The sequence below is a fragment of the Rothia sp. HMSC064D08 genome, assembly GCF_001809525.1.
In the GTDB taxonomy this organism is placed as follows: Bacteria; Actinomycetota; Actinomycetes; order Actinomycetales; family Micrococcaceae; genus Rothia; species Rothia dentocariosa.
This window is the reverse complement of record NZ_KV797895.1, coordinates 237,098-262,201: the sequence shown is the minus strand read 5'-3', so window position 1 is coordinate 262,201 and position 25,104 is coordinate 237,098. Positions and strand designations below refer to the sequence as shown.

The window sequence follows — 25,104 nt, the reverse complement described above, 5'->3', positions numbered from 1 at the left end:
TACTAAGGCCCTACACCGTGATTTCGGGGATTAGTTTTTTCAGGGACCAGATGCGGTCGCGGCGAGTTCCCAGGTACCCCAGCACCAGACCGGCGGCACCCCACAGCAGCAGGTACATCATGATCGGCATCAGGCTGGATTCGTTGATGCCGTAGCTGAGCCTGCGCATACCGGTAACGGCGTAGCCCATGGGGAAGAAGTCGTGCATCCACCTCATGGCGTGTGGCAGGGTTTCGTAGGGCATGGTGCCGCCCGCCGTGATGAGCTGCAGGATCATGATAATCAGGGCTATGAGCTTGCCGGGCGAGCCGAAGAACACCACCACGCCGTGAATGAACAGGGTGAAGATCGTTGCAACGAAGCAGAGGAAAAGGAAGGCAAGCCACGGATGTGCCATCTGGAATCCGAGCCCGAATTTCACTGCCGCGAACATGAGTACTGCCTGGGCGATACCGATCAGTCCGAACGGCAGCCAGCTTCCTAGGATGATGCGCGCCGTCGGTGCCTTTGAGGCCAGTGCACGGTTGTTGAGCGGGCGCAGGGTTTGCACGAGCATCAGGCCGCCGATCCACAGGGCTAGGCACATGAAGAACGGTCCCATGCCCTCGCCGTAGTTACGCCCGTTGGCTAGGGAACTGTGTTCGAGGTCCACGGGTGAGGACATGACGGAGGCTACGTCTTTTTGCTGTTCTTCGTTCAGGTTGGGGATTTGGCGGGTGCCGTTTTGCAGTCCGGTGGAGAGCTGCCCGGTTCCGTCTTTGAGCTGTTCCGTGCCGTCGGCGATTTGGCCGGTGCTGCTGTTGAGTTTTCCGGTGCCGTCAGCCAGCTGAGATGACCCGTCCTGCAGTGTGGTTGCGCCCTCGTGCAGTTTGTTTTGGCCGTCTACGGCTTCTTTTTCACCATCGGCAAGCTGCTGTGCGCCGTTGTGCAGGTTTCCGGTACCGTTTTTGAGTTCGCCGGTGCCCTCAGCCAGCTGGGATGCTCCGTTATTGAGGGTGGAGGCACCATCGGCAACTTTCCCGGTGCCGTCGGCGAGTTTAGCTGAACCGTCCGCTAGGGTGGTTGCCCCAGAATCGAGTTTGGTGATGCCGTCGCGCAGTGTTCCGGCACCCTGCGCTACCGCCGTGGCGCCGGAATCGAGCTTATCCACCCCGTCAATCAGGGTACTGAGTTTTTGCGCTGCAGCGGATTCCCCGGTGGCCACGCAGTTGTCGTTTTTGAGGGTTTGCAGCTTCGTCAACACATCTGAACCAGCTTGTCCGTGCTGCGCCAGATGGTTTTTGAGTGCCTGATCGTTCGCTGATGCTACAACCGATTTCGTCTGTTCAGAGTTGATGTTGGCGACGATCGCATCGGCGGTTTCCTGGCTGATGGAGCCGGATTCGACGAGAGGCGCTAGTTTCTGCCGGGTATCTTCGGCAACCTTAGACACCACCGTATTTGACAGGTCTGTGCCGAAATCCCCGCTTGGGGCGGAGGTGTCGATCGAGTTCAGGTTTTGGCACATGGCGGTGAGCGTTCCGGGAAGTTGACGCACCCCGTCCTGATCCAGCGCATTCTTGAGCGAATGCGTTCCGTCGGCGACCTGCTGGGCACCTTGGGCGAGGTCGTTCGCACCTTTCTTAAGGCTGCCGGTGCCGTTTGCGAGGGCTGCCGAGCCATCCGCCAGCTGGGAAGCGCCGTTATGCGCGTCAGAGGCACCGTTGGCCAGGGTTGATGATCCGTCCGCGAGCTTGACGGCACCGTCATTGACTTTTCCGGCACCTTGGTTGAGGGTGCCCGCGCCGTCAGCCAACTGGGATGAACCGTCGGCGAGCTTATTCTGCCCTTCGATGAGCCTACCGGAACCATCCACCAGCTGCCCGGAACCGTCCGCGAGCTTGACGGCACCATCGTTGAGGGTTCCGGTTCCGTCAGCGAGTTGGGTCATCGCATCGGAAAGTTTGACGGTGTTCGCGTTGATTTTGTCGGCGCCGTCAGCTGCCTCATTCATTTTGCCGTGAATGGTCGTGAAGCTTGCCAGCAGAGTGTTCGCCGTCTTATCCCCCACCTTGGAGGCTACGGAATCCCGCACGGCTGTTCCCGCCTTCGTCACGATGTTGGTGAGCACATAGTTATTGGCGTCGTTCGTGATGATTTCCAGTCCGGCGGCCTGCGGGTTAATGGGACCGGTGTTGCCTTTCTCATCGGGTTTGAACGAGCCGGTACTCACGAGCCTGGCCGAGAAGTCTTTCGGAATCACGAGCGCAAAATCATAGGTTCCGTCGCTGACGCCTTGGACGGCTTTATCACGGGTCTCTACGCTCTTCCAGTCGAAGGTTCCCGCATCCAGCAGGCTCTTTTTGACATCCGCACCGGTGTTCAGATCGTTACCGGAGGCATCTTTCGCGCCCTCGTCTTCCACCACGAGCGCGCCCACGATACCGTTCACATTCCCGTAGGCATCCCAGTTGCCGTACAGGTACAGTGAACCGTACAGCAGCGGAATACACGACATAGCAAGAAGCACCAGTACCGGAAGCACCCCGGAGGTTAGACGCTTAAGTTCGACGAGCGCAACACGAACTACACTCACAGTTACTGTTCCTTCTCTGCTGGATTCTTCGGGTTTGATAATTCTTCGAGCTGCTCTTCGTGATCTTCGAGGAGAGCCTCGGATACTTCGGACGCGTTCACCGCCGAGTCTTCCTGCGGTGACCGGACGGTCTGTACCTTCGCGCCCGGATCTTCGCTCTCTAGCGTCTCGCGATCGTTCGGGTCGCCATGATCATCGTGGTGGTCGCCACCGCCGAGCAGGTCATCCAGGGACGAGTCGGTTTCCTCCCGCGCGACGGTAAGGCGGATACTCTCGCGCGCATCCTGCGGGGTTTCTTCAAGGTCTTCGTGGGCGTCACCAACCACGGCAGTTTTGCCGTCCCAGCTTTCGGAAATATGCGGAACTACGGCGATCACGGCACGCGGATCGTCTTCGTTTTCGGCGAGTTCCTGCAGATACGGCAGCCACATGCGGGTGTGGTCCAGATGCCGTGACGGAGTATCAAATACCAGAAGATCGGAGCGGGTATGCGCCGCTAAAGCGCTCATCAGACGGATATTCTGCTCACCGGTAAGCTGTTCGGTCCAGAGCCTGTCGAGCTCGCCTAAATCGTTCTGCTCCAGCCAGTGGCTTGCCCGGGGCCGACCAAAGAACGGCAGAGAGTACGAGAGCATTTCGGAGACGTAATCATGCACGCGCATATGCACTTCGGGGGCGGTAACTTCTGGGGAATCAATAATGTCAGAGATACTGCGCAGGTGGCGCAAGCTGACGGGGCTTCGATGATCCCAGCTGAGAGTTCCGCCGCTGAGCTTCAGCCGCCCGGTAAGGGCTAAGCTCAGGGAAGTGCGTTCAATCTGGCTGTCGGCCTGTATCAGGATGACTTCGCCGCGTTCCACCGTGAAGCTGGTACGGCCGAAGAGCGCCTTATGGCGGCCCCGAGCCCAAATATCGTCTGCGGTTAACATGTGTGACCTTTAAATGAATACGTGTCAGGATTCTTGGCGCGTCTCCGCGTTAAGTGGCACGCAGGACCCTGAATTACCTCATCTATCGTAGATCCGCAGAAACAGTGCACATGACCATTTTTTGACGATTCCCGATATTATTTTTGAAATTTATGGATTATTTTTCAAAGAAAAAGCGATTTTCGTTCAAATAAGGGGGGAGGAAGTCGTACCGGTCCCTTTCGCTTCCTCTCTCCCCTATCGTCCTCCTTGTCTTCTCCGAACAAAAGGCTCGTGATGTGAATAAAACGTTGGAAACCGTTTGATCACATCACGAGCCTTTTATGAGGGCACAAGGATTTTAGGCAAAAATACCCAGCGGCTTAGACCCCTTGCTGCGGGCGGCGTGCTTCAAAAAATGTGCGCATCAGCCCAGCACATTCCTCGCGCAGCACCCCGGCGTAAACCTGCACATCAAGCCCTAAACGACGGTCACGGAGCACATCATATTGACTCCCCACCGCACCCGTTTTTTCTTCCCAAGCACCCATCACCACCGTGGGTATGCGCGCCATCAGAATCGCCCCGGCGCACATGAGGCATGGTTCAACGGTCACTACGAGCGTGCACTCTTCCAATCGCCATGTCTTAAGATGCTGCGCCGCCTGGCGAATCGCGTGGATCTCAGCGTGCCCGGTGGGGTCATGATCGTGTTCGCGGCTATTGTGCCCCGAGCCGATAATTTCGCCTTCGGCATCCACCACTACCGCGCCGATAGGTATCTCACCGGCGCATGCTGCGCGCTTGCCTTCGTCGATAGCCAGGCGCATCCAGCGTTCATGCTCAGCCAATGTCGCAATGGTGCTGAGAGCTTCACCGTCACCGGCGTGAGCACCACTATTGTTATATTCCATATCGTCTATATGTCCTTGTCAAAAGCTATATATTCCTCATGAGAAATACAATTCTCAGTGCGTCACACCCAGCGCGAAGGGGTATACGGCGGATGCTCCGCCCGCCCGCAGCCGCTGCGCCAACACGGTTATGCTCCAGCGAGAATCCACAATATCGCTCACCAAAAGCACAGGCCCCGGATGCTCACGCAGCCTCTCGATCACCTCAGGCGGAATCTGGTAGGAACGCATAACATCGGCGCATCGGAAAACACTGTTACCACCAAAGAAACGCGGTTCGGCAGCCAGCTTAGCCTCGCCCAAATACACGAGTTTACCGACATGAGCCAGCCCCTCCCCCAACGAGCGCGCTAACGTGGGACGCACCGGAGACGGTACCGTAAGTACAGTTTCGGGACGGCCGGTTTCACCCCAGTCCCATGCCGCAAGAACCCGCACGCAGGCCTGCCCGAGGGCTTGGGGAACGGGCGTATCGAGAGGTTCTCCGGATTCGTCGGTCGCCAAAAGTTCACGCACGCGGCTGCCCCACCCCACATCACTGAGGCGTGCCAGCGCGTAACCCGGTTCGGCGCGCTCTGACACCGGAATCTTACCCTTCGGCGCGTTCTCCCCCGCAAGCTCCTGCAGCCCGGTAGGCCACATGCCGCGCGGGGCTATTTCCACGCCAACCGCGTTGAGGGTTCCTTGAGCCTGCTGCACGGCGCGCTCAGAAACCTGTTCGGGATACCAGGGGCCCGCGCACCTATCGCATTTTCCGCACGGAGCCGCCGTGGTATCGTCCAGCTCGCGTGCCAGAAAGACCATGCGGCACCCTTCGGTACTCTCGTAGGCGAGCATGGCCTCTTGCTCCCGAACGCGCGCCTGCGCCACGGCACGGTATCGTGGCGCATCGTAGCTCCAGGGAGCACCTGTGGAGTACCAGCGTGAGCCGATTTTGCGCACCGCATCCTCAACATCAAGTACTTTGAGCAGAAGCTCTAAGGTGCTTCGGCGTAACTGTACACGTGCCTCTAGTGCGGGTATAGAAAGCCCATCGGGCTCATCCGCCAGCGCCTCACACATGGCGTAGGCGTTCTGTTCGTCGGGCATGGATGCGGTCGCAAAGTACTCCCAGATTGCGCGGTCTTCGCGCCCCGGCAGCAGAAGCACATCCGCGTAGTCGGTGCCGCGACCGGCACGACCCACTTGCTGGTAGTAGCTCACCGCCGAAGAAGGCGCCCCTAGATGCACCACAAACCCCAGATCCGGTTTGTCGAATCCCATACCGAGGGCACTCGTGGCAACAAGCGCCTTAACTCGGTTGGCTTTGAGGGCTTCTTCGGCTTCGCGGCGTTCATCGGGATCAGTTTTTCCGGTGTACGCAAGAACCTTATGCCCGGCGGTTTGCAGCAGTCGTGCGGTGTCTTCGGCGGCGGATACTGTCAGGGTATAGATAATTCCTGAGCCCGGCAGCGTATCAAGGTGTTCAACCAGCCAGCCTAGACGCTGCGCTTCGTCGGGCAGCTGCAGCACGCCCAGCCTCAGCGAATCGCGGGTGAGCGAACCGCGTAGCACCACAACATCCTCGGGGCTGGCGCCTGCGGCAAGCTGTTCGGCAATATCGCGGCTTACACGTTCGTTCGCGGTCGCAGTCGTCGCGAGTACGGGAACGTTCGTATCAAGCTCACGAATAAGCGCCCCGATGCGCCGGTAATCGGGGCGAAAATCGTGCCCCCAATCGGAGATACAGTGCGCTTCATCAACCACCAGAAGGCCGAGCCGCGGCTGCAGATAAGGCATCCATTCTTCACGAAATGCGGGATTATTGAGTCGTTCAGGTCCGATGAGGAGAACGTCCAGCTCGTTTGCATCAAGGCGGGCGCGTATTGCCTCCCATTCGGTCACGTTAGCGGAGTTCACCATAGCGGCACGAACCCCGGCGCGTTCGGCTGCCTGCACCTGGTCGTGCATGAGCGAAAGCAGCGGGGAGATAATAAGGGCAACCCCGGAACCTTGGGCACGCATCAGAAGCGCCGAAATAAAATACACGGCAGATTTTCCCCAGCCTGTACGCTGTACCACAAGGGTGCGGCGGCGGTCGGTGACAAGCGCCTCGATAGCCTCGAACTGCCCGGGATGAAAGCTCGCATTTGGGTTTGCGGTGAGCTTTCTGAGCAGGGTTTGGGCGTTTTCATGGAGTGTTGGCATGGGGTTCCTTTGTGAGGGGTTTCTCCCATCATGGCAGATTTCAAGGCTCCGCACATGCTGTACGGTTACCTCGTGCATGCAGGTTTGGGAATACTATCACGGTCACGGAATATATGGGTACTGACTTCACTATCCTTTATATTCTTCATCGGGCATAGACACCATGATTCCATCAGTTAGCCAAGCTCATGAGGCAGGTTCACACTCTTAATCGTTTCTCACAGAGAATCCCGGTAGAATATTGCGAGACACTTCATAGCTTCCACATATTTTTGCCTTAGTGGTCTCTCAGGCAGACCGCATAGGATTGTGTGCAAGCACCGCGCGTGCCTTGTGTTCGACTACTTCAGGATTTTTCTATGGCTTTTTTTATCCCCGCACTTCTTGCCCATCTTCCGCTGGGGCTTCTCGGTTTCAAGCTTGAAGATGTGCTGATCAGCACCGGTCCGTGGGTTCTGGTGGTTTCGGCCATCATCGTTTTTATCGAATCGGGCGTGCTGTTTCCAGTGCTTCCGGGCGACTCTTTGATCTTCGCTCTGGGTATGCTCCACGACCGCATGGGGCTGTCGCTCTGGTTGGCGTTCCCGGTTCTCATTATTGCAGCGGTAGCTGGCGGCGAGGTCGGGTATCAGCTGGGTGCCCGTTATGGCCGTAATCTTTTCAAAGACGATGCAAAAATCCTGAGCACCAAGAACCTGCACGCCGCGGAAGAATTTTTTGCTAAACGAGGCGGTTTCGCACTTGTTGTAGGTCGCTTCGTACCGATCGTTCGTACCTTTGTTTCGCTGGCGGCAGGTATTTCTTCGTATCCGCGCCGTAGGTTCAACCTCTGGAATATTCTGGGTGCCGTCCTGTGGATTGGTTCTATTGGCATGGCAGGCGTGCTGTTGGGTGGTGTCGAGTTCATCCACAACAATATTGAGATGCTTGCGGTCATTATTGTATTGGTTTCGGTTCTGCCCGTGACTTTTGAATACCTGCGCGGTCGTTCCAAAGCCAAGAACGAAGCAGCCGAGTAGGGGGCGCCTAAATCTCAAACTTCTGCGTATGCATAAGGGGGCGGCGAATACAGACTGTATTCGCCGCCCCCTTGTATATGCTTATATTCTTATCAAAGCATATACCCTAATAGTTATAGGGTTGGTTCCCCTGCTGCTGGTAGGGATTTACGCCGCTCTGATTCTGCTGGTACATACGCCAGATGCGGCTCTGAGCGGTATACTGCGTAGCATCACGCAGCACCATGAACACGATAATGGCGCTCTGCAAAACCGTGGAGAAGATTGTCATACCAATTGACACAGGGTCGTTCATCGTAGAATACGGGGAATAACTTACCGACCCTGTGCCAGCACCCATGAGGAGCATAATCAGTGTAATCACACCGAATGCAGTACCAATACTACTTAAGACCAAAGCTGTAATACGCGCCCAAGTGTGCCCTTTGGCGTAAAAATAACCGATAACGACCGTAAGAGCGACTATGATGACGGCTATCAGAATGCCAACAACAATACTCGTTGTTATCATCGAGTCTGAAAAGTTGACGCTACTGTAGTTCCCATACGGAGAGTACTGGTTCTTCTGCTGTTCGAGCAGGGCATTCATCCTGTCTCGAAGGGTTACCGAGTTGTAAATACTTGATACCAGGGCATAAAGCGCGTACCCAAAGATCAGATAAATACCTGTTTTTACCACCGTGCTGGGTTCGGGCTTTTTCTCTGGAACAGGCATATAAGCCCCTGGCTGGTACCGCTGGCCATAAGGTCCTTGAGGCTGTTGGGCATATGAGGGCTGATACTGCGGATCTTGATAATAGGGATTTTGGCTCATGGTGTGTCCTGGTGACTCTTATCGTGTGTACCGGTGTTATGTCTGCGGCAGTCGTATGCATGCCAGCAACACTTTTATATGTTGCAAAAACGCAAAACGCTCGCCGTACTTCAATGGTAGTGTACGGCGAACGTTTCCGCGCTGTTGAGGGCGCATCCGGGTGTCTGTAGGTTAGTTCAGGCGGTATCCATCGCTACCACCGTCGTACCGGTCATTAGGATTCTGCGGTGCGGGGTTTGGTCGTGATTGCGGATTCTGTGCCTGTGGGTTTTGTGCAGCCTGACCGAATCCTTGCTGAGGCTGGGAATCTGTGGGCTGTTGAACGGGCTGCGGACCCTGATCCTGCCGGTAGTTGCGCCAGAGGCGGCTATCGCTCGTGTACCGAGCGGCATCACCACGAAGCATGAAAACCACTACCGCAATCTGCAAAATAATGCCCAATATAAGAACTATGTATACAGCAGGGCTTATAGATACCTGCTGCGCCCCATCCATCTGAGATGTAACGGACTGTACCAGCGACTGGGCGAGAAGGGTGAGCAAGAAGTAGAGCAGATCGCGAATGGTACCGATAATCCCCAAGACAAGGGCGGTAATGCGCGCCCATCCGTGACCCTTAGAGTAGAAGAATCCGAGGAGAATGGTAAACGCAGCAAAAATTGCACTGATGACATAGCCGAGTCCCGTCGAAGAGTTTACTTCGGTCGTCTTGCCGTTCTCCGTGTGGTATGTCTGGAACCCGAAATCATCCAAGCCAACGATGGCTCGCATGATCATATACAGCGCCACGGCGTAAATCAGGTAGGTACCGATCTTGACGACGGTAGTGGGCTCGGGTTTCTGCGTTGGCACGGGTGCGTATTGAATCGCCGGGTGCATGGGCGCGTTGGGATGCGGTGGCTGGTATGGGGGTTGTTGACCATAAGGATCTTGACTCATGGTTCCTCCTCAACAATGTTTTCTGTGGTTGGGCTGCGGAATTCTCACTTCGATTGTTGAGAGTTCCTTAAAGAATGTTCGTCGTGCCCCCGTCTGAGGTGCACGACGAACATTGTTAGGCATGCACGAAGTGCATCAAACCTATGAAATTTTCAATCTCTAATTCAGATTGTACCCGCTATTACCCTGCTGGTCTTGGGGATTTTGCGGGTTTTGCGGCACATTATTCTGCTGAGCCTGCGGATTCTGAGGAGCTTGCGGGTCATATCCATACCCTTGCTGCCCATTCTGAACATGCTGGGCGTTATGCTGTGCAGCGGGTGCCTGTCCCTCAGATGCGGGCACGGCTAGAGTGCTGGCATCGACGGGCTGGTTCTCGGGCTTCTGGGCTTCTACCGCGCCGTAATATTCCCGAGCCTTTCTCATATATTTGAGGGTTGTTGGCAGCCAGATCAGGATAATCAGAAGAACCTGGATCACGATAGAAGCTAGTTCGAGATAAACCCCAAACTTTATAGCGGAGAAAAATCCTTTGTACTTCTCTGGGAAAAGGGGATCGCTTATAATTTCGTCAAAGCTATTAACGTTATCCAGAGCCTCTGGCATTCCATTAGCATAGATCACTGTAAAGATACCGGCTACAGCAGTAAGACCGATAGCCGAACCTAGACCTCCTTTTTTCATATTTCTTGCTAGGGTAAAGAAAAGAAGGGCAATTACGATGCCAAAGATAATTCCTCGGGGACTAGAATCAGTAATTCCAAGTTCGCTTTCGCTGATGTTATATTCTTGGGCGAAATTTTTTGCCTGCGGATGTAGGTAAAGCCCCATAATAATATCAATAATCCGCAAAAGAGCCGCAATAATACCCACGATGAGAACGGCAACAACGGTTCCTCGGTACGCGGGCTTCTCAGGAAGTTCAGCGGCGGGAGCGGGGGCGTTCCCATACATGGGCTGACCGGCGGGTGCGGGTTGTTGGGGGTAGCCTTGGTTTCCGGAAGGCTGGGGATTTTGAGGCAAAGCCGGGTCAGGTCTATGCTGCTCGCTCATCGGTGGTACTCCTTTGTTCTCGGTTACCGTGTTAAACGGCTGTATTATGAGCATAGCGGAGCCTTAGTTTCAGGTCATACATTATTGACCAATGTCGTGAAATATTTTTTAATCACGCCGAGCTCAACCTGATATTTCGTCATACACGACAAATTTTTGGACACGCCCGATCTCGAATTTTATTCGGAAAAACCCTTCAGCGACCACAAACCATCGCTCCCGAATTCAGAAAGCTGACACGCCGCCGTTAACTCAGGAGCATAGCCCGGATATGTCTTGTACATAGGCTCCAAAACCTACGGCTAACAGTGCGCGCATGCCTGACGGTAGGCGTTGCTCTCACGCATATACAGGGTAACGCTGGCGGGGAACATCAAAAATCCTAACAGCACCAAGTGCGTCAGTGCCGCCATGCTCAGCACCACAACCGACAAATATGACCCCGGAATATCGGGAACGGCGGGGCGCAGCCAACTCAGAGTCAGCAGGGATGTTCCCAAGGTTAGCAGCGCGAGTGAAACCAGCAGAGCGCGCGCCAGCGCATACCCCCGAAGAATAAAAATTCCTAGAATAACGTGCAAGAAAACGTTGGCAATAGTCAGAGCATTCCCCAGAACAAAATTGTCAAAATACCACGATGCCGTCAAATATATGGTGCGGAGAATAGCAATCATCATGCTGGCGCATGCGGCTATCTTCACCGCACGCGGTAAATAAGGCCGCTCTAAAGAGGCTCTCGGTACGGGCGAATAATTCACCATATTCTCTTCGCCCATATACCCAGAGGTCAGTGTTGCTTTGGAGTATTCAGAGCGTACAGCACTGTCATAGCTCATTGGCGGTATTCCTCCTAGAGGGCTGCGGCATTGTACGAAAGTATCTAAGGTCTTAGCTGAGTGTTACGAAGAACCTCCACAACCCTTAAAGCACACGTTACAGGTTCATCAAGCAATATGACAATATCTCTAGTTTTTTGCACTATGTTTTAATGTCAGAAAAGCGTCGGTTTAAGGCGCTTATAGTTTCATTATTTATCGGTCAGATGCCCAGAAATAAAGGCTTTATGGGCATACAAGAAATTATTTACGCGCAACGAGATTAGTTATAAAAAGGGTGCTGCGACATATATTTCATATATGTCGCAGCACCCTCACGAAGTAAAACTCTTATATCCTCGGGGAGCTAAAGCTGCTGCCCTCCAGAAGGAGGCTGATTCCCCGGTGCCTGCCCCGGATGCGGTGCGGGTGCCGGATATGCATAGGGCTGCGGCATTCCGTAGGGGCTATTGGCCTGGTTTCGCGCCCGCCGCACCGAAGTACGCTGGCGAACATACCTATTCGCGGGCGGCAGCCACATCAGAATCAGGGGCAGAAGACCCACCACCAAAATGGCGATATAGATGATGACAAGTCCGAAAGCTTGACCTCGAAGATCCACCAAATCCGTAAAATTGGCAAACTCGTTGTAGCCTACGATCGAGTCCATCAGGAAAAGCATGACTAAGAGCGTATTCAACACTGTAAAAACCGTCAGAACAATACGCGCCCAGTTGTATCCCAGGAAAATAAAAATTCCGAAAAAAATGTAGATGACGCTGAAGAAAATACCAAAAACAAAACGGCCTACTAGACCGACCTGCATATCTCGAAGTTCATAAAATTCCGGTTTAGCAATAAACTGTTGATAAGCGCTCTCCCCCAACGATTGACGGAGCGCTTCCATCAGGCTACTCACCATAGAGGCCATAACGCCGTATTCGATGACGCGTAAGATGGGCATCAAGATCGCCAGGATGAGGACAGACAACAGCAGAATCGACATTTTCGGTTTTGCGGCTGATTCCGGCGGCGTAGAGGGTGACGACACCGCCTGATGCGCCGGATTCTGCATATACGGCTGCGAGATCTGCGGGTTTACGGGTTGGTTCTGCCCATACTGATTCTGCGGCTGGTTTGGGTATGCGCCCGATGTCTGCGGACCTTGCTGCGGCTGGAGGTCTGGGCCGGTTGGCCTGGGGTATTCATTCATCGACAATAGTCCTTACGGTTATAACGGGGTGAAGCACCGCTTTGGGCTTCTTTTCGAGAATAGCGGAAAGCGCTCACACTGCCTAGCATCTGGGCTATGAGCTTGTACCTTTAGTCTGCTCTTCCGAGGCTGATTCCGTCTGAGCCGCAAACCGGTCGGCGTAGCTCTTACTACCCGCCTCAAGCGCTTCTTTAGCTTTCCAGTAGGCTTTAGTATTCCGCATATACACGTTCACAGGCGGCATCCACACGAGAACAACTAGGCATATATTCGCCAGGAAAAGTAGCATATATACGGCCACCAGAGCCCCTAAATACCCCTGCGCATTCGCAAAAGTCGGCGCCTCTGGGTCGGATATCGTATAAGCCTGCCCCAAAGCGCTCATACCACTCATCAGCACGCCCAAGGAGGCAAGAATAGTCAGCAGAATGCGACCCCAGTTTTTTCCACTATTCACGACGAGCCCAAAAAGAATATAAAGCAGAGCAGATGTCAGTACGGAAAGAAAATGGAATGTGAGCGTTGAGTTTAGCTGCGCCTGTGCAAACATTCCAGATTTCATCTGCTCAAGAGACATATCACCATACGCAGGTACGTATGTGCGCGATTGATGCCATTTAAAAGCCTCACTCAAATATGAAGACGTTAGGACATACTCCACAAAACGCAGGATTGGGCACACGGTAGCGGTAAAAATTGCGAAGACAAAAACAAAAGTAGGTCTTTTAGGCTCCTTAAAGGCGGCAGCGAGACCTCCCGGATTCAATGCTGCCATATGAGGCTGATACGAGGGCGTGCCTTCCGGCATAGGCGCGGCAGAATATGTCATGGTGCAGTCCTTACACGGGTTTTATGAAATTTATAGTGTTACGTGAATACTCTTTTGAGCATACTAAAAAGTTCTTTGAACACCAGCATTGTGGTTCTCTTATGAACTGAACCTTGGCGGCTTAGATTCTGCCGCCGCCCTAGCTGCCGATCACAATCTGCTCGTCTACGACTGCCGCCCGGTATTGGGGTTGTAACCTCCTGGCTGCTGACCCGCATAGTAACCTGGCTGAACAACGTGATATGCATATACCTGCTGATATTGAGTCTGTTCCATTAAACGCGCCAGCCGATATGCCTTGAGTTTGCGTACATAACGATTAGCCGGGCGAAGCCACATCACAATTATCGTAAGCAGGTTAACCGCGCAGAGGGCAGCGTATAGAATCACGAGCACCCTCATATACCCCTGTACCTGTGGATTTTGTGAGATCCCTTCAATACCTGTCTGTGCGGTATTAAAAGCCCAGCATTTGAAGGCGCTCATAATAATCCCGATAACGGCAATAATTGTCAGCATAATACGCGCCCAATTCCGCCCCACATATGCGAAACAGCCGAAGAGCAGATAAAGACACGAAGACACGAAAACAGATACCAGCAAAAGGGCTGCCTGGGCGCCCGAGAGTAAAAATGCGGGAACCGCAATGGCCTCGCGATCAATATTCTCTGCATACTGTTGGGAGCTTACCCAGCGTGCCGCCTCGTTCATTAACGATGCACTGACCAGATACTCTATGATCCGTAACGCGATGCATGCCAAAGCACCCACAAGAACCAGCGTCAGTACGAATGTTCGTACAGGTTTTTCAATCTTAACCGCGTTATTGTCATATGTGCCCTGAGGGGCAGCCTGAAGGGGAACTGTAGGATTCTGCCCCTGCCCCACCGCCATATGCTGCTGCAAATGCTGCACATAAGGGTTTGAAGGTTGCTGGGGTGAGGGGTCTCCTGAAGTAGGGTTTGGGTGGTTGGTCATCGGCGATTCTCCTTGAGGTTTTAGCTCAATAGAACTGTGAACTTATTTCTGAGAGTAGCCGACCTCAAGGGCGGTTTGCAGTATTTACACCCGTATTCCATATGTGGAATATTTCTCAGCAGGTTTTCTGCGATATACAAAAGGTACCGCACCAGAGCAGAAAACACCTGGCACAGGACCTTCAAAATACTCTCTCACCTGTATATATTCCAAATAGAGAATATACTGTGGGGTGGTTTAGAACAGCAGGGAATCCTCACGCTGCTCGGCACGCCATAGGCTTCGCGCATGCATATATTCGCGGGCGGCACGGCTCCAGATCAGTCCAAGAGCAATAACGCTCACCACAAGATACGGCATGCCCACATAAAGAGGCACATAAAGCGGCGACGAGTTGGAATCTAAGAGGAACTCTACTTCCTCCATAGGAGCCCCATTAAGACCGGCCATGATAACGCCCACCAGCAAGAGCACAATAAAGGTGCAGAGCATTCCCAACAGCAAGGAGGCAGTCAGCACATACGCAGCCCACCTATGCCCGCGTAAATACGCAAATAACACCACCACATGAAGCGCCATCAGCACGAAGGTAGCCATCATGAAAAATACGAGGGGAAGCTGGTCTTTGAGCGTCAGAAAAGTTTCTGATTCCCAGAGCGATACGCCCTGCAGCGGCACCGTAACAACCCAGACGATATACGAGATCAGAATGTACGCCCACATCCCTATAAATATCGTCATGATGAGGGCTGCCAGAGACACTTGAAGGGGCCTTATAGGCTTGCCCGATATCTTCGACACTAATACCGTGGCCCGATCGTCATGCGGATGCTCTGGCTGGTTTTCCACCCGGGTTTCCCCTCTCGTACTAGTTTCTAGTGTTAGATTAGCAAGGTTTCCCAGCAAGAGACAGAAACAACGCCGCTGTGTATGTCATATCGCGTCGCACAGCGGCACAGTGGGTCCTGTACATACGCCCTAGCGAATACTCAATGTTGGGCGAGCAAGTATCGCACGCAGAGTATTGAACTTATACAGGGTTACACTCAGCAATGCGATTTCAAGAAGCCATAAAGCACCCAGCGCGCAGAGCACAATCATGGGGTCAAGACCCAGTGAAATACCATCCCAGTTCAAGACGAGAAGTAGGAATGTGATGGGTGAAAGTACTAGTCCAACACCAATAAAGCAGATCAGTGAAAATATTCCCCACACGGAATATACGGATGCGTCCGAAGCGTCTTTGGGCGGACGCGCTAACGGCCATACCTGAACAACAGCGTAGATTGTGATAATCAGCCAAAACCCCCACCCCATATTCGTGGTGTAGCGTGCAATAATAGAGCCTTCAAAAATCCCCAAGAGAGCGAGCACTGCTAACCGGACACCAATGGTGATGTTCAGAGAACGTCGTCGTGCATTTATTGTTTCAATGCCTACCTGCATTTGAGAGAATGCGCGGCTCAGGTTCTTCGGCGTATATGCCTGATGTGGAATACTATTCCGTCGCGGCGATGCATCCTGCTCAACCTCTTGTGAGGTTTGTGATGGGGCAGGTTTTGATGCAGCGGATACTTCCGAAGAACTAGGCGCTGGCGGCGTTGATGCAGGGGCGGGAATAAAACGTGGGGCAGGCGCATCCTGAGGTGCCTGAGGCTCGGCAGTTTTCGACTTCGTAGCTGCCCGAAGCGCCTGACGAACCGTGCTCTGTTTCTTGGGCTGCGGCGGCTGTGGGGCTGGTTCCGGTTCCCCCGAATTCTGCCGTGCATGCTCAAGGGCGTATGCGGGCGGCGCTGCCGGAACCGCGTGGCGAATCGGTGCCGTGTAGCGGGTGGGCACCGCATCCTGACCGGCCGGCGGGGCTTCGTCCCGAGGCGAAGAATCTTCGGCGTTCATGCGGGCAGAAGGAAACGCATCGGCATCATGCACGCGAGATTCGTGATCCACAGCAGTTTCCTCCTCCCCATATATCCTAATCCTAAGGATTTATACGGATTTTCCGACGTATAAATTCCCGAAGCCGCATGAGTTTTTTATCTACGCATACCCTATCACGGTTGATAGGGGTTCTTCGGGGAATATATGCCTCGTTTCATACGCGATGCATACACAACAAATACGATCGAGAAAACTAAATCAACCGCAGGTGCAACCGTCGCCAGGAGGGCGACTAATGCCCCTCTACCCCCGTTATGTCCCCAGGTCGCCATACTTCCAACTGCTATGAGTAAAACTAGGGCTCCTCCCATAGTTCCCAAGGCTGAAAGTACAATCCCAATAATGTTGATAACGCGCACCATCAGATAATGGCGGTTATTTTTAACGGCTAACCAGCCAAAAATATTGCAGATCATAAAGGCCGCGATAAATATTACTAAAATATACCCAGGTGCAACGACTATACGTTCACGTGCAAGGCATTCATCCTGATTCAACGCCCCTCTGCACGAATCAAACGTGTCATTAATACCTGAAATAATACCCATCGCATACAGGGCAAGAAGCGCGCCTACGCCACCTAGACGCACCAGATATATCGATGCATATTTTCTGATCTCGGAATTATCAGGACCCGTCGATAATGCACCAGAGTACCCGAAGGTACCAGGCATACCGTACGCTGCGGCTCCGGCAGCATAGGGGTTCTGGGGTGCTGCATAAGTGGGCACACCAGGCTGACCCTGCATTGGATAACCCGCCGACAAGGCAGGGTGCGCTACATGGTGTTCCGCACCCCGACCCGTCGACTGTACATCGGAATTATTGCCAGATACGTTTTCTACCGGCTCGTGAGCCACATTTTACCTTTCACACCAAGAGCACTCGAATGGGGCACGGTGCGGCACCCCGCAGTGGTTATACACCGGGTTTCGTGAAGTAGTCCTTATGGTTCATCCACGAGGCATGCCGGACGAAAATAATCGAGAAAATAAGCTCTGCCACGGGTACTGCCCCAGCCACGAGGAATATGATAAAAATGGCGAGTAATCCCGAGGATCCAAACGCCGTTATCATCGCTATACCGCCCAAGAGCATTAAACCAGCAAGCACAATCCCCAGAGACGAAAGCACAATGCCAATAATGTTAATGACAAGCACCCTCACATGGTGCTGATTTTTCCTAACGGCAAGCAGCCCAAAAATATGACATATCGGGTACGCGATTAAAATGACAAGGAAAATCGACGCCCCCGTGATTGCTGAGGTGTTATCCTCACGGCATACTCGCTGCGAGTATTCACTCCATGAGTAGCTGCCGGTTCCGCAGTCGCTAAGTTCGATGATCGCACCGATAAGGGTGAAAGTCGTCGTAACAATACCGATCGCAATGAGAGCACCCACAATACACAGGCGCAGCAGGTACATCAGCGAACGTTTGCGGACAATCTCATCGTGCGGGTTTGCCGGATATGCAGTGTACGGGTATGCGGTTGGGCTCGGCACTGCATATCCCGAATATCCGGGTACGACATGCGGATTCGCATAGGGATTTGGAGGCGTCGATGGACTCGGCGCAGGATAGCCCGGTTGTAACCCGACATACCCTGGCGCTGACGGAGGAGTCTGTTGGTTCTGGGTGTTGCCGGAGTTGTTGGGGTTTTGTTTATCCTCGGGTGAGGGATCCGACTTCGCGGTGTGCTCGCTATGTTCGTGCTGCGATGCGCCACCGGTTCCGTCGGTTTTATGCGCGGTGCTATCCTCCGAATGATCGTCTACAGGCGACGTCGCCGAAGATTCCTGCGGCGTAGTTCTAGGTTCCTCAGACTGACGGGAAGAATCATCGTTTTTCATGGGGTCTGTGCTCATATATACATCCTCATTACCGGTAATTTCTGTGTAGCCCGGCGCGCGGGTGCCTCGCTACACCAACGTTGGGTTATGTCATACACTACCACGCTTGCAAGGAGTAACGGCTGCAATCATGGCACGTTGGGGAACGGATGAGCTCAGGAGCTCATTATGGCGTATCCGAGTCTGAGCGGGGTGTGCCCTGTGCTTCGGCCTTAGTCAGCGTATGGTCGTTGACTGCCTGGTCTTCAGGCGGGGAAGATTCTTGTGACAGTTCGCGAGTCTCTTGGGCTTCACGTTCGGCACGGGAGGGGAACCTGCGGAAGATCAGGAAGACGAATATGAGAGAGCATAAAATCTCGATCACGAAGGACGCCATAATCCAAATGGTCAGAATGGGGTACGAGCCTCCCAGGAGTTTCCACAGGGTTCTTGGCCCGTGAATAAACACCAAAATATAGGCGAAAAATCCGGTGATGACGGACGCCGCCAAGGCGCTGAGCAGGTTTCCCACCATCACGAGCCCCATAGATTTATTGCGCGCATACGCGACCGCAAACCAGCCGTGCAGAGACAGATACATGAGGGGAACCGCGCCGATAGGGTCAAGCCCGATAGCCTCGAAAAAATACACCAGCGTCAGTGCAGGCACCACGAGGAAAAGCATACGGACAAGGTACAGGCGCCGCGCGGGTGGCGGCGTGGAACAAGCCTGATCCCAAAAACCCGGGTTATATTTTTCACTCATAGGTACCCTGTCTGCCGCTGGCGTTGTAGAGCACTGCCGGAGGGGCCATCGAGAAAGCACTCAATACTACGGTACGAGATGAAACTGAGATAACGCTGAAATTTACGCCCTATTTACTGAAGCGTCACCAAGAGCTTGCAGAACGCAGCAAAAATTTCAGAGTTTATCCCTCGAAAATCCCGCGGGCACGATCCTTACGCACGGTGTGCGCCGGGAAAATTCGGCCGCTCATGCTGATGTAAACGCCCGGTTCCAGCAGGTTAAGCGCGGAAATCGCAGCCCCCAGGTTGAACCCCGCATCCGAATGCGCCATGACCGCCGGCTGCATGGCACCGGTCAGCACCACAACCTTTGAGCCCAGCTCGGCGTGCTCGGCGATGTATCGGGCGGATTCGCTCATCGTGTCGGTCCCGTGGGTGATGAGAACCTGGTCGTGTTCAATCGCGTTGAGGGTGGCAACGAGTTCGGCACGGTCTTCGTCGGTCATATCCAGGCTGTCTTTGCCGATGAGCGCACGAATATCAAAACGAATATCGGTGAGCACTCTCGACAGCACATCGTGCGCGGCAGGCTTGCCAATATCGAGGGTGCCCGCCACCGAGTAGAACTTATCGATAGTTCCGCCGGTTGCCAGGATAGTGATAACGTCCGGGTTTTTGATGGTGCTCATGGGCGCGGGCTCCTTAGGGGCTGAAACATCGCCGGGGTGTATCTTTGCCCCGGTACCGCATATATTCTAGGGCATTGACGGGTGTTTCTTCATGCCTTGTGGGGCGCAATGTGGTGCTGGGTCGCGTGTAATTGTCGGGGCGTAAAATACCCACCCGGGCGTGGAGGAGGAGTCCGCCCGGGTGGGTAAGCCTTATAGCATGCGCTTATCGCGGTGGTTAGCGGTTGTGCCTGACCCGACAGCACTTACGAATTTTGCTCCGCCGTGGATGCGGTATATGGCACGATCGTTCGCACCGACGTTGGTCCTTCCGCGGGGCTGCTGACGAACATTTCCCCATCGAACGTGGCGAGCCTGCGGCGAATGCCTTCCAACCCGCCGGATGCTTTGCTGCCCAGCGCATCCTGTGGGATACCACCGGCGCCGTCATCCTGCACTTCCAACATAATGAGCGATTTACCCTGCGTGATACTCACGGTAATATTTTGGGCATTCGCGTGTTTGACGGCGTTCGTCACCAACTCCGCTGCCGCGAAATACAGCGCGGTCTCCAGCGGTTCGGGCAGGCGCCCGGTCAGCGTGCTCGTGAATGTAGTCGGTACCGAGGTGCTGGCGCACAGCGAGCGCACTGCCTCATTCAGTCCGCGGTCCGCCAGCAGCGGCGGGCGAATACCCCGCACCAGTCCGCGCAGCTCCTGCAGGGCCGTCACCGAGCTGTTCTGCGCCTGGGAGAGCATCTGCTGGGCACGTTCGGGGTCTTCTTTCATGAGTGCGGCAACCTCGTTGAGTGTCATGCCCATAGAGACCAGGTGTGCCTGAACCCCATCGTGAAGGTCGCGTTCGATGCGTGAGATTTCATCCTGCTGAAAGTCCAGGGCATCGTTGCGGGTGTCGGTCAGGTGGCTGATACGCTCGCGCAGCACCAGTTCGGAGGGGCGCCCCAGCACAGGCTGAACCCAGTAGCCGTAGGCCTTCAGCAGAGGTCGGGCGATGATGAACGCCAACGGGATCTGGATAATACCCATGATTCCGGCATACCAGTACGCATTGGGGGTGGTCATATCAAGGAACATGTAGTGTGGTCCGCCGGGATCAACGTCAAACAAAGGGACGAAATAATGCTGCCCCATCATGAGCGCAACACCCCACACACCGCTGAGGAATAGCGAGATTGGTAAAATCCCGAGGAATGTACCCACGAAGACATTTACAAAGTGCCAGAGAATATCGCGCAGCACCAAACTATCGCCCAACCGGGCGAGGCTTTTGCGGGGGCTGATCGAGTATTTACCCCCTTCTACGGGTTTGTACCCGCCGATCACCTCGACTCCGGCGCGGTGGCGTGCGGTATTGCGCTCTGCCTCTGCATTGAATTTCATCCAGTTCAGCATGAACGGCAGGAGCAGGAAGCCAATCCCCACCAGGCACAGGCTGATGACGACGCAGAAAAGAGCAAAAACATAGACCTCATAGAGGGCACGAATGAAAATACCCGCCATGAGAAGAATAGTTTGTCCGCGCCCGGGCGGATTGTAGTCCCGCGCAGATGTCTGGGTGCTCAGCGGTTTGAGGTAGGAAGGTCGTGAGCTGATTGAGTCCGGGTTGGTTGGCTCCGGGCGTGCGGGCTGAGGTTTGGAGCTAGGTTGGGGCGCGGAACTCGACTGCGGGTCCGTGTACATCCGCAGGATCGGTTCGGCGACGTTTTCGGTGGGCATCGTGCCGCCTCCTGTCGGTAATCCGTGGTGGTGTGGTTGCGTTTCCATATAATTAATAGTGTCACCGAAGGGCTGGCCCCGTCATGGGTGCTGGCACCACCTTTTTCCGCAACGTTGTATCGGAGGGCGGATGCGCATCGTCATAGCCGAAGACCAGTTTTTGCTCCGGCAGGGGCTTGAGAACCTGTTTACCCGCCACGGTTTTGAGGTTGTTGCCGCCGTGGATGATGGGCCGTCGCTCACGGATGCGGTGCTCACCCACCGCCCGGATGTTGCGCTGATCGACATTCGCATGCCGCCGACTTTCACGGATGAGGGTTTGCGCGCGGCGGTTCAGATTCGCAAGCAGATTCCGGGGCAGCCGGTGCTGATTCTTTCGCAGTATGTGGAGCGCCTGTATGTGGATGAGCTGCATATGGACGGCGGTTTGGGCACCGGCTACCTGCTCAAAGACAGGGTGTTTGACGATGCCGGGTTTGTGCGCTCGGTCAAGGCGGTTGCCGCGGGTGGCGTGGTGGTAGACCCGGAGACCCTCAAGGAGTTGATGGAGCATCGGGCGGTGCAGCAGCGCTTGGAGCGGTTGACTTCCCGCGAGCTTGAGGTGCTGACCCTCATGGCGGAGGGTCTGTCAAACAGCGATATTGCTGAGAAGCTGTTCGTAGCGGAAAAGACCGTAGCGAAGCACATCAACACCCTTTTCGCGAAGCTCGACCTGCCCGATACGAACAGCAACGCCCGCCGCGTGCAGGCCGTACTGCATCTGCTGCGGAATGGGTGATACTTTCGGTTTAGCCTGGTTTTCTATTCGGCGAGTTATTGTGCAATGGGCGTTTATTTAAGCCGCCCGATAGACTTCACGATTGTAATTACACAAACGCTTGAACCGGATTTATGCACCGCGTATAGTCGCCTACTACGGAACTAAACCTGATGGAAGGAGTACATGATGCGCGCAAACTACCCCGAACTCGCTCCCGAGTCCTACAAGGCAATGATGGCGTTAGAAGGTACTCTCACCCTGGAAACCGCTCTCAAAGAGCTCGTCAAACTACGCGTCTCACAGATTAACGGATGCGCTTTCTGCACCGATATGCACGCCAAGGAGGCCAAACTCAACGGTGAGCGGGAGCTGCGGCTGTATCATGTGCCGGTTTGGCGGGAGTCCAATCTCTTTACTGAGAAGGAACGTGCAGCCTTGGAGTGGGCCGAAAAACTAACTCGCCTAGATGGCGGACATGTGACCGATGCAGATTATCAGGAGGTTCGCCAATACTTTGATGACAAAGAGCTGGCAGAGCTCACCTTCGTGATCACCGCTATTAATGCTTGGAATCGTCTGGGCGTGGCATACGCCGCCGTTCCCGGAAGTGCTGACAAAATGATGGGTCTGGATAAAGCAGGGCTGGAATAAAGGCTCTGTTACTCGACCCGATCGGGTCTATCTGCAACCGATTCAGCCTTGTGAGCGGTTGTGAAATACCCTATAGGTTCAAGTTCACGGTCATAAACTAATACATAGCTGGGTTTAGCTATAAGAATTTTTAACATTATTTCTTGATATTTATTTTTATGGCAGATATATACACTAATGTGCCAGTATAACTCAAAGGGTATTCGACAGTATGCATATACAGTGGTGTTTGTTTGTTGGACACCCAGAATACCAGAGCCCTACCTACTTCTTCTTTTGGTGTGTTGGGCTCTAACCCCGGTACTTCCTACAACCATCATTCATACCCCCTGACTTCCTACAACCATCATTCATACCCCCTGGTTGTATACCATCGGAGGAACACCAGCTAACCGCAACTGCACCCGCTGAGGGTTATACCACAACCATATACCGCACTAACGCCTCACGAAACTCTGCAAGACTACGGCAGGTTTCGCCCTGAAACATCTCCTGCTTCAGATGCGAGAAAAATTCTCTATCACCACATTGTCATAACAATTCCCCCGCCGTGACATTGATTGCACCGCACTGTGATACACACGTAGCACTGCCATTTAAGACATTTAAGACGTGCTTTTGAAAACAATCTTAAATATAGGGAGGGAGCTTCAAGTCGGTATATCCAAAAACAGCATCACAGAGAATTTTTGAATAAGAATTATAAAATAACAATAATAAACTATACTTAAATCGGAATTTCATTATTAAAATAATTAACATAAATATTGATGTGAGTATAATTTAAAGTGTATCAAATTAATAAATTTCTTGTTTGCCTTGTTTTGGCGTGTTATTATTAGGGTGATGAGTTCAAGAATATTAGTTGCGATAAACACATCTAGGTTCTTGGATCATTTTAGAGATATTTATTAATCAACATATATTAAAGGTGGTTTTATAGGTAAATTTTATTTAGTTGTCATTAAAAATTAAAGTAGAACGTTTCTGTAAATTTTAATGCAATATCGTTATTGCAAAAGTGAATTAGGAGGATAGTTTTGAGTAATAATATTTCTTTTTTGACGCCACTTACCGATCAGGAGCTTGACCAGGTAACTGGGGCTGCCAAGAGTTCTTATTGTAAATATCTGGACTCTACTTGGCTTCCCTGGACTTTTACTGATGCATACTATTATATCCATAATTGTTAGTAAAGTAATCTAATAGCACATGGAGGGTTATTCATTTGGGTAGTTTTGTAGACAGAAAAATAATCCCAAGTGAATAACCCTCGCTATTGGTCGCGCCGTGCCTCTACCGTCATCACGCGGTGTCAGTGTGGATACAGGGGCTCTACGCCTAAATCGTGTGCTGCCTCTAAAAGGAGCCTTTAGTCGCATAATGTGGTATTGTTTCTTGTTTGTTGCACATGCCAAATTGATGAGTTAAAGATAAGTCAAATACGTACGGACTTCTACTGTTACATCAGAAAGCTAGACCGTCACAAAGAACTTTATCTCAGCCTTAGTGCAGTACAACGTGCACCGCGGATGGTATACCTAAACCATACGAGCTATAGCGGGTTAATAACTCTGGACAGCTCAATACTCTGGACAGCTCAATGTAGTCTATTCATCAGTGAATGGAATACTGATAAATATAATATATTAATGAATTTAATTATAAGATTTTTACATTACTTCTTGATATTTATTTTTATGGCAGATATATCCGCTAATGTGCCAGTACGACCCAAAGGGTCTTCGACAGCATGCCTATTGCTAAAACATGCCCCCGAAGACCCTTGAGTTGAAAATATATTTTATTTTTAGAAATCTAATGCATTAAATAAAATACAAAATATAATGCGGTGCATTTGCATTAATTACCGTGCTGCCAACAGAGGAAAACCCGGGATATGGGTATGGTTCCAGACCACGACGGGATAGGAATCCTCACTCGTCGTCATGTCGCCCTGATCGTATGCAGTAAGGTGGACCTGGTACTTGTGGCTCGGGTTAATCTTAGCGCCATCAACGTTCACATGCAGGTCAAAGTGTCCATCGCTACTAATGCTAGACCCGTCTGCACTGGTGCTAACGTCATCATCAACGACGTTCCCGAACTCATCAAGCTCCTGAACAGTCAGAGAGTAACTAAAACTGGGGTTGTTATCGTACCAGACACCTCGCACATTCAGAGCATTGTCAGTTTTCTGCGGGTCAATGAACCCGTCAACAGAGTCGATCACAACAAAGATGCTCTCTACAGGAGCACTAGGCTGGCTTACCTGCCTCTGACCATTTTGCGATGCAGAATTCGAGTCGTTCTGAGAAGCGTTAGCGCCTTGCTGCTGGCTCTGAGATGAGCCGTCAGATGCAACCTGCGTAGCACCATCCTGAGCCTGCTGACCTTGATCATTAGTACTCTGCTGCTGCTGCCCCTGTGCATTCTGGGATGCAGAGCTTGCGCCCTCACCCTGAGGACTGGCAGGCGCTGCATTTGCCTGCGCAAGCGGAAGAACCGTTACACCTGCAAGGGTGAA

24 protein-coding genes are annotated in these 25,104 nt (G+C 53.0%); 4 read left to right on the top strand and 20 right to left on the bottom strand.

What is annotated here, in order from left to right:
• Positions 1 to 10 precede the first annotated feature (10 nt).
• From HMPREF2625_RS03385 to HMPREF2625_RS03370, 4 genes are all read right to left on the bottom strand, one after another.
• Complete coding sequence (locus HMPREF2625_RS03385; protein WP_070521788.1) at positions 11 to 2,575, bottom strand: YhgE/Pip domain-containing protein; 2,565 nt, start codon at positions 2,573 to 2,575, stop codon at positions 11 to 13.
• A 2-nt stretch (positions 2,576 to 2,577) separates the two neighbouring features.
• Positions 2,578 to 3,504 carry an ABC transporter ATP-binding protein gene (locus HMPREF2625_RS03380; RefSeq protein ID WP_070521785.1) on the bottom strand — a complete coding sequence of 309 codons (927 nt, stop codon included), beginning with the start codon at positions 3,502 to 3,504 and terminating at the stop codon, positions 2,578 to 2,580.
• 362 nt (positions 3,505 to 3,866) lie between these two features.
• Positions 3,867 to 4,397: a tRNA adenosine(34) deaminase TadA gene (gene tadA / locus HMPREF2625_RS03375; RefSeq protein ID WP_070521782.1), complete on the bottom strand. Its 531-nt coding sequence runs from the start codon at positions 4,395 to 4,397 to the stop codon at positions 3,867 to 3,869.
• 54 nt (positions 4,398 to 4,451) lie between these two features.
• A complete protein-coding gene (locus HMPREF2625_RS03370; RefSeq protein WP_070521779.1) occupies positions 4,452 to 6,584 on the bottom strand; it encodes a RecQ family ATP-dependent DNA helicase in 2,133 nt (710 codons plus the stop codon).
• 359 nt (positions 6,585 to 6,943) lie between these two features.
• Between HMPREF2625_RS03370 and HMPREF2625_RS03365 the strand changes: the two genes are divergently transcribed.
• A complete protein-coding gene (locus HMPREF2625_RS03365; protein WP_070521776.1) occupies positions 6,944 to 7,603 on the top strand; it encodes a DedA family protein in 660 nt (219 codons plus the stop codon).
• 106 nt (positions 7,604 to 7,709) lie between these two features.
• Here HMPREF2625_RS03365 and HMPREF2625_RS03360 read toward each other — a convergent pair whose 3' ends face one another.
• A complete protein-coding gene (locus tag HMPREF2625_RS03360) occupies positions 7,710 to 8,417 on the bottom strand; it encodes a hypothetical protein (RefSeq protein WP_070521773.1) in 708 nt (235 codons plus the stop codon).
• An 11-nt stretch (positions 8,418 to 8,428) separates the two neighbouring features.
• Here HMPREF2625_RS03360 and HMPREF2625_RS10900 point away from each other — a divergent pair, with 11 nt between their 5' ends.
• Complete coding sequence (locus tag HMPREF2625_RS10900) at positions 8,429 to 8,587, top strand: hypothetical protein (protein ID WP_168162326.1); 159 nt, start codon at positions 8,429 to 8,431, stop codon at positions 8,585 to 8,587.
• Position 8,588: 1 nt separating this feature from the next.
• On the opposite strand, the gene HMPREF2625_RS03355 is transcribed toward HMPREF2625_RS10900, so the two are convergent.
• The 13 genes from HMPREF2625_RS03355 to HMPREF2625_RS03295 form a co-directional block, all read right to left on the bottom strand.
• Entirely contained in the window at positions 8,589 to 9,356 is a 768-nt protein-coding gene (locus HMPREF2625_RS03355) for a hypothetical protein (protein ID WP_070521770.1), read from the bottom strand.
• Positions 9,357 to 9,515: 159 nt separating this feature from the next.
• Positions 9,516 to 10,409, bottom strand: a complete 894-nt coding sequence (locus tag HMPREF2625_RS03350; protein WP_239664761.1) for a hypothetical protein — start codon at positions 10,407 to 10,409, stop codon at positions 9,516 to 9,518.
• A 302-nt stretch (positions 10,410 to 10,711) separates the two neighbouring features.
• Positions 10,712 to 11,245: a mechanosensitive ion channel protein MscS gene (locus tag HMPREF2625_RS03345; protein WP_070521767.1), complete on the bottom strand. Its 534-nt coding sequence runs from the start codon at positions 11,243 to 11,245 to the stop codon at positions 10,712 to 10,714.
• A gap of 346 nt (positions 11,246 to 11,591) precedes the next feature.
• Complete coding sequence (locus tag HMPREF2625_RS03340) at positions 11,592 to 12,437, bottom strand: hypothetical protein (RefSeq protein ID WP_246826611.1); 846 nt, start codon at positions 12,435 to 12,437, stop codon at positions 11,592 to 11,594.
• A 94-nt stretch (positions 12,438 to 12,531) separates the two neighbouring features.
• Complete coding sequence (locus tag HMPREF2625_RS03335) at positions 12,532 to 13,266, bottom strand: hypothetical protein (protein ID WP_070521764.1); 735 nt, start codon at positions 13,264 to 13,266, stop codon at positions 12,532 to 12,534.
• A 165-nt stretch (positions 13,267 to 13,431) separates the two neighbouring features.
• Positions 13,432 to 14,244, bottom strand: coding sequence for a hypothetical protein (locus HMPREF2625_RS03330; protein ID WP_246826609.1), 813 nt, complete (start codon positions 14,242 to 14,244; stop codon positions 13,432 to 13,434).
• Between the two features lie 237 nt (positions 14,245 to 14,481).
• Positions 14,482 to 15,093, bottom strand: a complete 612-nt coding sequence (locus tag HMPREF2625_RS03325; protein WP_070521761.1) for a hypothetical protein — start codon at positions 15,091 to 15,093, stop codon at positions 14,482 to 14,484.
• A gap of 129 nt (positions 15,094 to 15,222) precedes the next feature.
• The gene (locus HMPREF2625_RS03320; RefSeq protein ID WP_246826607.1) at positions 15,223 to 16,191 is read right to left on the bottom strand and encodes a skin secretory protein xP2 (protein APEG); all 969 of its coding nucleotides are present in this window, start codon (positions 16,189 to 16,191) and stop codon (positions 15,223 to 15,225) included.
• 104 nt (positions 16,192 to 16,295) lie between these two features.
• Positions 16,296 to 17,042 (bottom strand): hypothetical protein, encoded by a 747-nt coding sequence (locus HMPREF2625_RS03315; protein WP_070521758.1) that lies wholly within the window; start codon positions 17,040 to 17,042, stop codon positions 16,296 to 16,298.
• Between the two features lie 58 nt (positions 17,043 to 17,100).
• A complete protein-coding gene (locus HMPREF2625_RS03310) occupies positions 17,101 to 18,051 on the bottom strand; it encodes a hypothetical protein (RefSeq protein ID WP_070521755.1) in 951 nt (316 codons plus the stop codon).
• A 151-nt stretch (positions 18,052 to 18,202) separates the two neighbouring features.
• Positions 18,203 to 18,781, bottom strand: coding sequence for a peptidase (locus HMPREF2625_RS03305; RefSeq protein ID WP_246826605.1), 579 nt, complete (start codon positions 18,779 to 18,781; stop codon positions 18,203 to 18,205).
• Positions 18,782 to 18,944: 163 nt separating this feature from the next.
• Entirely contained in the window at positions 18,945 to 19,451 is a 507-nt protein-coding gene (locus HMPREF2625_RS03300; protein WP_070521752.1) for an asparaginase domain-containing protein, read from the bottom strand.
• Positions 19,452 to 19,696: 245 nt separating this feature from the next.
• Complete coding sequence (locus HMPREF2625_RS03295) at positions 19,697 to 21,166, bottom strand: sensor histidine kinase (RefSeq protein ID WP_246826603.1); 1,470 nt, start codon at positions 21,164 to 21,166, stop codon at positions 19,697 to 19,699.
• 130 nt (positions 21,167 to 21,296) lie between these two features.
• Here HMPREF2625_RS03295 and HMPREF2625_RS03290 point away from each other — a divergent pair, with 130 nt between their 5' ends.
• Together HMPREF2625_RS03290 and HMPREF2625_RS03285 are read left to right on the top strand one after the other, a co-directional pair.
• Positions 21,297 to 21,944, top strand: a complete 648-nt coding sequence (locus tag HMPREF2625_RS03290) for a response regulator transcription factor (protein WP_013397953.1) — start codon at positions 21,297 to 21,299, stop codon at positions 21,942 to 21,944.
• A 165-nt stretch (positions 21,945 to 22,109) separates the two neighbouring features.
• A complete protein-coding gene (locus HMPREF2625_RS03285; protein WP_070521749.1) occupies positions 22,110 to 22,577 on the top strand; it encodes a carboxymuconolactone decarboxylase family protein in 468 nt (155 codons plus the stop codon).
• A 414-nt stretch (positions 22,578 to 22,991) separates the two neighbouring features.
• Here the strand turns inward: HMPREF2625_RS03285 and HMPREF2625_RS11165 are convergent, their stop codons facing one another.
• Positions 22,992 to 23,066: a hypothetical protein gene (locus tag HMPREF2625_RS11165; protein ID WP_083295625.1), complete on the bottom strand. Its 75-nt coding sequence runs from the start codon at positions 23,064 to 23,066 to the stop codon at positions 22,992 to 22,994.
• A gap of 1,378 nt (positions 23,067 to 24,444) precedes the next feature.
• Positions 24,445 to 25,104 (bottom strand): hypothetical protein (locus tag HMPREF2625_RS03280; RefSeq protein ID WP_070521744.1); only part of this gene is annotated, 660 nt, incomplete at its 5' end.